General features: G+C 71.0%; 5 protein-coding genes. All 5 read right to left on the minus strand.

Annotation, left to right across the window (positions count from 1 at the left end):
• Nucleotides 1-62 precede the first annotated feature (62 nt).
• Nucleotides 63-1,019, minus strand: coding sequence for an endonuclease domain-containing protein (locus OB08_RS15795; RefSeq protein ID WP_461476406.1), 957 nt, complete (start codon nucleotides 1,017-1,019; stop codon nucleotides 63-65).
• A 181-nt stretch (nucleotides 1,020-1,200) separates the two neighbouring features.
• Nucleotides 1,201-1,599: a hypothetical protein gene (locus OB08_RS15800; protein WP_461476408.1), complete on the minus strand. Its 399-nt coding sequence runs from the start codon at nucleotides 1,597-1,599 to the stop codon at nucleotides 1,201-1,203.
• Nucleotides 1,600-1,657: 58 nt separating this feature from the next.
• Nucleotides 1,658-2,461: an alpha/beta fold hydrolase gene (locus OB08_RS15805; protein ID WP_461476410.1), complete on the minus strand. Its 804-nt coding sequence runs from the start codon at nucleotides 2,459-2,461 to the stop codon at nucleotides 1,658-1,660.
• Nucleotides 2,462-2,523: 62 nt separating this feature from the next.
• Complete coding sequence (gene prfA / locus OB08_RS15810; protein ID WP_461476412.1) at nucleotides 2,524-3,603, minus strand: peptide chain release factor 1; 1,080 nt, start codon at nucleotides 3,601-3,603, stop codon at nucleotides 2,524-2,526.
• Nucleotides 3,604-3,621: 18 nt separating this feature from the next.
• Nucleotides 3,622-5,165: transcription termination factor Rho (gene rho, locus OB08_RS15815; protein ID WP_461476413.1), on the minus strand; the 1,544-nt coding region annotated here is incomplete at its 5' end.

Raw genomic sequence — 5,165 nt, forward strand, 5'->3', positions numbered from 1 at the left:
CCTCTCCCCCTCTCCCCGTTTCTGTACGAAACCGACCTTCCCGGGCGCCTCGAACGTCGTTTTCATACAGAGGGATGCTGCAGTGCAACGCGCACGCGACGCACAGCCTCGCGCGGCACGGTGAAGACGTGGGTCGAGGTCAGCCGGACGGTACGCCACCCCGCCGCACTGTAAGCGGTGTACTTGTCGATGTCGCGCTCGAGCTGACGCCGCGTGAGGTGGCCGTCGCTCTCGTACTCGACGGCCACCTTCGCTTCGGGGTACGCGAGTTCCGAGCATCCGATCCACTGGCCATGGGGCGTGTAGACGTCGTGGTCGAGCACCGGCTCGGGCAGGTCGCCGTCGACCAGCACGAGCCGGAGCCACGACTCCGGCCGCGAGGACACCCCGTCGCGGGCACGGTCCAGGGCGCGGCGCAGCATCGCGCTGCCACGGCGATGACCGGCGTCGATGGCCGCGCGCAGCTGCTCCCGGGTGCCGCGCGCGGGTCCCGACGGTGGGCGGAACCCACCCGGATGCCGCGGCACCCGGATGATCGCATCGGCCACCGCCACCAGGTCGTACAGCCCGAGATGACGGCCGAGCATCGCCCAGGTCGTCGGGAGGTCGGTGATGCGGACGCCGTCCACCGTCGTCGTGCCCACCAGGTGCGGAAGGACCTGCACGCCGACGACTCCCGCGCGCCGCGGCGCGCTCCGCGGGTGGGGAACCCCGACGTGCAGGGGAATCGGTCCGGCCGGCGGCAGCGGCAATCCGTGCAGCGCCGCCGCCGTCGGCCCCGCGAAGAACGCATCCGGCGGCATCGCGGGGAGGTACGCGTCGATGCGCCGGCGCAGGTCGAAGGCACGCCCTTGGGCGAGGCCGAGGCCGCGCGGCGCGGCGGTGGCGACGATCCTCGTCCCGTGCGACAGGCGCTCCAGATCGGGGCCGCGCAGGCGCCCTTCGCCCACACCCGACCCGCGCGCATCGGCGACGGAGAACGAAGGGCCGAGGTGTCCGGGGAGCTCGAGGCGAGGCATCCGACCACCCTGCCCGCCCCGCCCCCCGCCCACGCGCGCGGTCCCACAGGCCCACCACGCGCGAACCCCGCGCGTTTCTGTGCGAGATCGACCTTCGGCGCACGTGTGAAGGTCGATCTCGTACAGAAAGAGCCGGCGACGGGAGGGGCGGCGGGCGGGCTGGGGAGGAAGGGGCAGGGGCTCAGGGCCGGCGCTGGTCGAGCTTCTTCTTGATTAAGAGCGGCGGGAGCAGCCAGGTCGCGAGAGCCGTGACGAGCCATACGACGAGGGTGCCGATGATCCACGCCACGGGGCCGTCGATGCCGATGCCCGCGGCGGGGATCAGCACTGCGATGAGCAGCGCGACGAAGGTCGAAAGCAGGCCGATGCCTCCGATGAGGGCGTTGGCATGCCGGCGCGTGATGGTGAACAGCCAAGGCGCGAGGACGCTCTGCAGCACGGCGAAGATCACGACGGCGAGCAGGATGCCCCACCAGTCGTTCCAGTGCAGCGAGAAGCCCGGCAGCAGCAGGTCGGCGGCGACGAGCCCGAGGAACGCCGACACCAGGAAGATCAGGGCGCGGATGACGAGGGTGAGCACGCGCTCAGGCTAGCGCCCGCAGACGACGGGGAGCGGATGCCTCGCCCCGCCGCGCCGGTCAGGGCACGAGCCCGGCCCGCGCGAAGAGGTCGCCGAGGAGCGCACGCACCAGCTCGGGCTTCTCGTGCGGGAGCGCGTGGCCGGCGTCCTCGACGACCACCACCGTGGATCGCGACCACGACGCCGCCTCGGCCAGCTGCGCGCGATAGCCGAGCAGGCTGTCGCGGCGTCCGAGCACGACGAGGGTCGGTACGTCGTCGGCGGCGGTGCCGACGGGTGCGCCCGACGTCTCCATGATCCGACCGACGACCTCTCCGTCGTAACGCCCGAGCGACGGCGCCACACCGGCGCGGAAGCGCTCGACCATCTCGGGGGTGTGCCACACGAAGTAGCCCTCGAACTCTCCGCGCTGCGCCGGGTCGAGCGATGCCAGGGCGTTCGGGTCCGACGCGACGACGGTCGCCGGCTCGGCGACCTCCTGGGCGGGGACGTGGTTGAAGACCGCCAGTGCCGCGACCCGGCCGGGCATGCGCGCGGCGACGGCGCGCGCCAGGTACCCGCCGAGCGAGTGACCCACCAGCACCAAGCGGCCGTCGGGCAGCTCGGCGTCGACGAAAGCGCACAGCGCGTCGACGACGTCGGTCGTGCTGTCGACGGACGAACCCACGCTGTCGCCCATGCCGGGCAGGTCGGGCGTCCACCGCTCGAACGCGGGCGTCTCGGGGAGGACGAGGTCGAGGATGGCCTCGATCTCACCGCGCGTCGAGTATCCGCCGTGGAGGCCGAGGAGCGGCATCCCGTCGCCCTGTCTGCCGACGTGCAGCGCGACGCCCTTCTCCGACGTGAAGACGAACGAGGACACGGCGCTCCTTCCGACCCCGCCGACCGTAGCCCAGGCGGGTGCGCGGCACCAGACCCGGGCGGTCAGTCGTCGGAGCCGAGGGCCGCGAGCCGCGCCTCTTCGTCGGCGGAGATCGCCGACTCGATGATCGGCTCGAGCGCTCCGTCCATCACCTGGTCGAGGTTGTACGCCTTGTATCCGGTGCGGTGGTCGGCGATGCGGTTCTCGGGGAAGTTGTACGTGCGGATGCGCTCGGAGCGGTCCATGCCCCGGATCTGCGATCTACGGGCATCGGATGCCGCAGCCTCGCGCTCCTCCTGCTGGCGGGCGAGCAGTCGCGCCCGGAGCACGCGCATGCCGGCCTCGCGGTTCTGCAGCTGCGACTTCTCGTTCTGCATCGACACGACGATGCCCGTCGGCACATGCGTGATGCGCACGGCGGAGTCGGTCGTGTTCACGGACTGCCCGCCGGGGCCGGACGAGCGGAAGACGTCGATCTTCAGGTCGGCCTGGTTGATCTCGATCTCGTCGGGCTCATCGACCTCGGGGAACACGAGCACGCCGGTCGTCGACGTGTGGATACGCCCCTGCGACTCGGTCGCCGGCACGCGCTGCACGCGGTGCACGCCGCCCTCGTACTTGAGGTGCGCCCACACGCCCTGCGCGGGGTCGGACGACGAGCCCTTGATCGCGACCTGGACGTCTTTGTAGCCGCCGAGGTCCGACTCGTTGCGCTCGAGCAGCTCGGTCTTCCAGCCCTTCGACGCCGCGTACTGCAGGTACATGCGCAGCAGGTCGGCCGCGAACAGCGCCGACTCGGCGCCGCCCTCGCCCTGCTTGATCTCCATGATGACGTCGCGCGCGTCGTCGGGGTCGCGCGGGATGAGCAGGCGCCGCAGCCGCTCCTGAGCGGACGCGAGCTCCTCCTCCATCGCGGGCACTTCGGCCGCGATGGAGTCGTCCTCCTTGGCCAGCTCACGAGCGGCTTCCAGATCGTCGGATGCCGCGACCCAGTCCTCGTTCGCCTTCACGATGCGCGACAGCTCGGCGTAGCGACGGTTGACCCGCTTGGCGCGCGCGGCGTCGGCGTGCACGGCGGGGTCGGAGAGCTCCTCCTGAACCGCGCTGTGCTCCTCGATCAGCGCCTTGACGGAATCGAACACGAAGGTCCTCTCCGAGGCTCAGCGGATGCTGTTGTCGTCCGCGTGGCTGCGTCCGCCGCCGTGACCGGTGGTGGGCGCCGGGATCGACTTCTGCATCTGAACGAGGAACTCGACGTTCGACTGCGTCTCCTTGAGCTTGCCGAGCACGACCTCGAGGGCCTGCTGGGGCTCGAGGCCGGCGAGCGCGCGGCGGAGCTTCCAGGTGATCTTGACCTCGTCGTTCGACAGCAGCATCTCCTCGCGACGCGTCGACGACGCGTTGACGTCGACGGCGGGGAAGATGCGCTTGTCGGCGAGCTGGCGGTTCAGGCGCAGTTCGCTGTTGCCGGTGCCCTTGAACTCCTCGAAGATGACCTCGTCCATCTTGGAGCCGGTCTCGACGAGCGCGGTCGCGAGGATCGTGAGGGATCCGCCGTTCTCGATGTTCCGCGCCGCGCCGAAGAATCGCTTGGGCGGGTAGAGCGCCGACGCGTCGACGCCACCGGTGAGCACGCGGCCCGAGGTGGGCGCCGAGATGTTGTACGCACGGCCGAGACGCGTGATCGAGTCGAGCAGCACGACGACGTCGCGGCCAAGCTCGACGAGGCGCTTCGCGCGCTCGATGGCGAGCTCGGCGACCGTCGTGTGGTCTTCGGCGGGACGGTCGAAGGTCGAGGCGATGACCTCGCCCTTGACCGTCCGCTGCATGTCGGTGACCTCTTCGGGGCGCTCGTCGACGAGCACGACCATGAGGTGGACCTCGGGGTTGTTGATCGCGATGGCGTTGGCGATCTGCTGCAGCACGATCGTCTTGCCGGCCTTGGGCGGCGCGACGATGAGGCCGCGCTGGCCCTTGCCGATCGGCGCGACGAGGTCGATGATGCGCTGCGTCAGCTTCTCGGGCGCCGTCTCGAGGCGCAGGCGCTCCTGCGGGTAGAGCGGGGTGAGCTTGCCGAACTCGACGCGGGTCGCGGCGTCGTCGACCGACAGGCCGTTGATCGCGTCGACCTTGACGAGCGCGTTGTACTTCTGGCGGCTCGACTGCTCGCCCTCGCGGGGCTGCTTGATCGCGCCGACGACGGCGTCGCCCTTGCGCAGGTTGTACTTCTTGACCTGGCCGAGCGAGACGTAGACGTCGCTCGTGCCGGGCAGGTAGCCGGACGTGCGCACGAAGGCGTAGTTGTCGAGCACGTCGAGGATGCCCGCGATCGGAATGAGGACGTCGTCCTCGCCGATCTCGGTCTCGAACTCGTCACCGGTCTGGGTCGCGCCACGGCGCTTGTTGCGCTGGCGACCGCGGCCGGCGCCCTGCGCCTGGTCGTCGTCGCCCTCTGACGCGGCGGCGGGGCCGGTGTCCTTCGCGTTGTTCTGCTGACCGTTCTGGCCCTGCGCGTTCTGGTTGCCCTGCACGTTGCCGTTGCGGTTGCGGCTCCGGCTCCGGCTCCGGCTCCGGCTGCGGCTCGGGGCCTCGTCGCCGGCCTGCTCGGCCGCGTCGCCCTCGGCTGCGGGGGCGTCACCCTCGGCGGGCGCGGCACCCGCGTCGGCGGGAGCGCTGTCGACCTTCGCGGCGTCGACGGATGCCT

This window comes from Microbacterium sp. HJ5 (genome assembly GCF_054824025.1).